This is a genomic window from Parashewanella curva, assembly GCF_003675895.1.
Lineage (GTDB): Bacteria > Pseudomonadota > Gammaproteobacteria > Enterobacterales > Shewanellaceae > Parashewanella > Parashewanella curva.
In genome coordinates this window covers 1-4,880 of record NZ_ML014889.1, presented here as the reverse complement: position 1 = coordinate 4,880, position 4,880 = coordinate 1, and the positions used below count along the sequence as shown (strand labels likewise).

5 protein-coding genes are annotated in these 4,880 nt (G+C 37.6%); all 5 read left to right on the top strand.

Annotated features, from left to right (window positions below):
* Positions 1-304: 304 nt before the first annotated feature.
* The 5 genes from D5018_RS20640 to D5018_RS20615 all read left to right on the top strand — a co-directional run bounded on the left by D5018_RS20640 (position 305) and on the right by D5018_RS20615 (position 4,832).
* Positions 305-1,342 (top strand): hypothetical protein, encoded by a 1,038-nt coding sequence (locus tag D5018_RS20640; RefSeq protein WP_121840863.1) that lies wholly within the window; start codon positions 305-307, stop codon positions 1,340-1,342.
* 208 nt (positions 1,343-1,550) lie between these two features.
* Positions 1,551-2,567, top strand: coding sequence for a DUF3549 family protein (locus tag D5018_RS20630; protein ID WP_121840861.1), 1,017 nt, complete (start codon positions 1,551-1,553; stop codon positions 2,565-2,567).
* Positions 2,568-2,627: 60 nt separating this feature from the next.
* Positions 2,628-2,987 (top strand): DUF3301 domain-containing protein, encoded by a 360-nt coding sequence (locus tag D5018_RS20625; RefSeq protein ID WP_121840860.1) that lies wholly within the window; start codon positions 2,628-2,630, stop codon positions 2,985-2,987.
* A gap of 124 nt (positions 2,988-3,111) precedes the next feature.
* Entirely contained in the window at positions 3,112-3,372 is a 261-nt protein-coding gene (locus tag D5018_RS20620) for a hypothetical protein (RefSeq protein ID WP_133309363.1), read from the top strand.
* Between the two features lie 218 nt (positions 3,373-3,590).
* Positions 3,591-4,832: a S41 family peptidase gene (locus tag D5018_RS20615; RefSeq protein WP_121840858.1), complete on the top strand. Its 1,242-nt coding sequence runs from the start codon at positions 3,591-3,593 to the stop codon at positions 4,830-4,832.
* Positions 4,833-4,880: the final 48 nt, after the last annotated feature.

The window sequence follows — 4,880 nt, the reverse complement described above, 5'->3', positions numbered from 1 at the left end:
AACGAAGAAGTAACCAAGTTTTTTAATCAAGTCATGCAAATGGATACTTTTACATTACGCCAAGAGGCTATTTCAACTGAAAAGTTCCCATGATTTTAGCTAAAAATGAACTCCGAAACTTGAGTTAATAAAAATAAAACAAGATCATAAAAGGATCTATGTCACAAATTTACACCTCTCGACAAGCGCTGAACGGGTATATGGAGTTAACTTGTAGGGAGTCTGGTCTCATTAAATTTGTTTATCTATTCCCATTGGGGTTCTTGCTCTCTTCAAGACCCCTTACTAATTCAAGTAAAATATTATGGTATTTCAAACAACAGCCTCCAGCGAGCAGCCATTAGAAGTGCTAAGAAAAGGTGACTTTTCTAGTTCTATTGAACAAGTCATTAGCACCTTTAAACTCAAACTAAAATCAAAGCGCAGCTACAAAGAAACATTACCATATAGAGTAGAAACCTTTATTGTTACCAATAATCGACCGAGACCTTTTTGTGTACATAAATCGAAAAATGGCTGTTTTCATGTGGACGAACAAAGATCTTTATGGAGCAAATTTTGGCAATCTTGTAGTACATGCTCAGGTATTGAGTCTAATGATGAATTTAGTCAAAAAGCCCGTACCCTAGAGGTTGAATTAAACGCTTGCCATGCAACGTCTTTCAATAGTCGTCTTAAGGAAACCACTGCGGAAAGAACGACTTTAACAAAAGCACCACCAATGATGAGAAATGAATATCGACACATTCATACCTTATTAGGGGTGCATGGAACATTAATGCTAGCAACTGTGCCCTTCCAAGTTGTCGACAAAACAGGTCGCAATGAAGATTTTGTAAATATTCCCCCTGAGCTGAGCGAATTTTTATCTTGGAAGAGAGCGGTAAACTACAGCCCCGATAGCGTAACAGTGCAAAACTTAATGGCAAATGAAAAAATTAGCACCTTGGGTGATCAACTAACAGTTAAAAGTATACTTAATCTAGCCCTCACTCGAAGGACTCGAATTCTACCAGAAGAAGCGGAATCTCTTTACCAATTACAAGAATTATTGAATAAAGAGTACTCAGCAGCAGACAACTGGAGAAGCGCACTAATGGCAAATGAGTTAATGGGAAAATTAATTTTTAATGATAACTTTATCTCTTCATTAGCACAGCTGCCACGTGTTAGCTTGCACCTTAAAAGGGAAGCAAGTAAAACAACACATGCAGAAGTATTGAAGAGGCAATTTAAATGGGCGCTCGTCGATCAAACTAGAAGCCTCACACCAAATCTGGTGATATATCTTAATGAAGCCAAGCAACTGTATTTGTCGCAAAGAAGTTGCACACAATTATAACTCAGCGGCCGTTTGCACTTATTCTCAAAATACTTCAATATGCGCCCCTTAGAGGCTCATTTGACAAAACACTATCAAAAATCACTAAAAACATTGATATTGCCATTGTTTTCATATCGAAAGCCTCCATATTCTATGCAATGAACAACAACGAGATACTGATTTATCTTCTCAAAGATGAAGCCACTCGTTACTTTGAGTAAGCCAAATGACTGAAATCACCACCTTAAGCCAATTTTTAACGACAGCTCAAACCCAATTTCAAATCTATGACTTAGGCCGCCGTGTTCAACATATCGACATGATGGCATTTCATCAAATTGAGTCTCTTAAAACACCTTATCCATATCCAATTCAAGGTCATGCGCAATTTGCGGTCGTCTTTTGGAATGAAGATAAGCAACCTTATATTTGGTTTATCAAGCTAGCATTAGACGAGCGAGGACTATTTGTTCCAGCGGCACGCTCTCAATTTATTCAAATGATTTTAGAAGCGCTTGGACGCGATCCAACACAACCACTTACTGAACAACAGCAGCAAGCTTTGGCTAATAACCCATTTAGCTTTAAACCAAGCCAAGAAAAGCTCGCCGTATTCAATGCACTTGTAAGAAAGCAATTAGGTTTACCCGCCTCATCTCAATACGAATCAGCCATTCAATATTTATCTGGTCAAATGCCGAAAGAAAATTGGGAGTATATTGGTCTACAAGGTATAGCTGATGTGTGTGTGAGAGCGAAACAACTGGATCATGAGCAACACATTTTAAATGGATTGGAAAACAGTGCTATTGAAGTACAAGGAGCCTTGTGTCAATGCCTTGAGCACATGGATATTTCTGATGATATAGCAAAGCTCATTTATGATGCTTTTGTTAACTCATTTGAAGATTTAACTCTACCTTTATTAAGAGCAGTAGCAAGCCATAAAGAGTACTCTCAAAAAGCAGTAATGCATTTGATAAAACAACGAAAACTCAGCCTTGATTCAATTCTGATAACGATTGCTGCAAGAAATTGGTCGGTATTGTCTAATGAGCAAATACGCTTGGCTTATTTAGAAGCACTAGCACTGCAATCACAAGCGTTTTTTAACCAAGTTTTTGCAGATTTAGTAGCGATACCACAGTTACGAAATGCTATGCTGGGTGAACTAAGAAATCCACAGCGAAGCGAAACATTATCAAAAGCTATTGGTGGATTGTTTAAAGCAACAAGTCACTAACAAAATTTAAAAGTGGATGGGTAGTACAAGAACTACCTTCCGCTAAAGGAATAAATAACAATGATAGATTTACTGTTGATTTTGGCCATATTTTTAATTGCAGCTTTTTTTTGGCAACTACGACAAATGGCTGAAAACAGTCGTTTATTTGCTGAACGAGAAGCAGCAAAACAAAATGTTCAAATGTTAACAGTTGCTATGTCATCCGCTCGCCCTTCATTCGGCGGCAATACAGGCTTATGTTGGAAAGCAAATTTTATCTTAGAATTCAGTACCGATGGAATTGACCAACACCAAGCCAACTTCACCATGCTTCATAACAGAGTTTTATCTGTTGATTGGCCAGTATTTCCTGAGCCTGAATGGGAACAAGCTCCAACAAATCGAGGGAAGATCGGTAGTTGTAGTTTGAGAAGGTAACTATCAATAACGTACTTTCTTTTTGTTTGTTTCATTGATAACGTATTGTTTGCCAATAACAAAATAAAAGGAAATGTGCGTTATGCGGTACCTTCTTATCTGCCTTTTTTTAATAAGTTCATCGGTGGTTGCTGATGAAACAAAACCTACGACACCTGAATCAAAGTATTCTAAAAGTTTGGGGATTAAACTCACTAAAATATCTCCATTACAACACCAAAAGCTGGAACTTCTCGGTCAAGTTTGGGGCTTTTTAAAGTATTACCATCCTAAATCAGCTAGTGGAGAATTAAATTGGGATCACCAACTATTTGAAGTTTTACCTGAATATCTAAAGACACCAAATCAAGAAAAAAAGCAGAGCAGGTTTTATCAAGCTGGATAACTAAATTAGGTAAAGTAGATTTATGTACCACCTGTGAACCAACAAAAAGTGACTCTAAACTCAAACCCGATCACTTCTGGCTTAAAGGTATCGCCTCAAAAGAATTTGCTGAGCAACTCAAGTACATTTATAAGAATCGCTATCAAGGCAAACATCATTATGTAGCCTATGAAAACTCTCCAGCACCAACATTTACTAATGAAAACTCATATAAGGATATGGCTTATCCTGATGTTGGATATCGACTATTGAGCCTTTATCGATACTGGAATATCGTGCATTATTTTTTCCCATATAAGTATCTAACCGATACCAATTGGCGAGAAATTCTGAGTAAACATTTACCAAATTTTATCAAAGCAGAAAATGAACTGGCTTATGAGTTGGCTGTGACTAAGTTAATTGAGGAAGTGGATGATAGCCACGTATTACTGTGGGGGAAAAATGCAATATTCTCTCAAAACAAGTATCAAGCTCCCTACATAGCTAAGTGGGTTGAAAAACAACTCATTGTTAGCAGTCGGATTCCTGTACTCAAAAAACCTAACTATCACTATCAGCTAGAAGTTGGTGATATTATCACCGAGTTCAACGAAATGCCGATTAAGGAAGTGATAAAACAAAAAACAAGCTTGATTGCAGCCTCTAACTTTAAAGCCAAAATGCTTAGGCTTGGTTATCAGTTCTTCATTGATTCAAAAAAATTAAGCTCCATTACCGTCATCAGAAAAAGTAAGAGCTTATCATTTCAGCTAAACAATCTTCCTCCTAACAATATTGATTTTAATCAAGTTGACGCACCAAAGGTTGTTGGTTCTCATTCCATATTAAGAGGTAATGTTGGGTATATTAGCATTGGTCAACTGGCAATTAACGATGTCGATTTAGCAATGAATGAGTTATTCGACACAGATGGAATTATTGTCGATTTAAGACAATACCCTAAAGAACCTACTTTAAACGAATTAGGCAAGTATTTTGTTGATAAGCCCGTTGAATTTGTCTCAGCTACCGGAGCTGAGTTAGGCAATCCTGGTGAAATAGGAAATAAGGGAAAACTCAAGGTTAATCCAGGCAACGCCCTATATCAAAAACCATTAGTCGTTTTAATTAATGAAGAAAGCCAGAGCCAACCTGAATTTATCGCTATGGCGTTACAAAAAGGCGTAAACACGACTCTCGTAGGCAGCAACTCAGGAGGCGCTGATGGTGATATGACATTCTTTTATCTACCCGGAGGTTTAAAAACAAGCTTTTCAGGTGTCGGCATTTACTACCCAAATGGTGGAGAAACTCAACGCATCGGTATTACTCCTGATGTTAGAGTTGAACCAACTATTGAAGGCATTAAAAAAGGAAAAGATGAATTATTAGATGCTGCTATTGCGAATTTCGGTCATTCCGGACAGCGGTTTCGGGATCATCCGGACAGTCGTGATCCCAGATTTCTCTTAACCTAATTTTTACTACAAGTGTCCGGATTGATCCAGTTTTCGCATAGATTCACC

What these genes read in the sequence shown, in the direction of transcription:
- D5018_RS20640 (WP_121840863.1), top strand. Translation starts at nt 305, where the DNA reads ATGGTATTTCAAACAACAGCCTCCAGCGAGCAGCCATTAGAAGTGCTA.
- D5018_RS20630 (WP_121840861.1), top strand. Translation starts at nt 1,551, where the DNA reads ATGACTGAAATCACCACCTTAAGCCAATTTTTAACGACAGCTCAAACC.
- D5018_RS20625 (WP_121840860.1), top strand. Translation starts at nt 2,628, where the DNA reads ATGATAGATTTACTGTTGATTTTGGCCATATTTTTAATTGCAGCTTTT.
- D5018_RS20615 (WP_121840858.1), top strand. Translation starts at nt 3,591, where the DNA reads ATGGCTTATCCTGATGTTGGATATCGACTATTGAGCCTTTATCGATAC.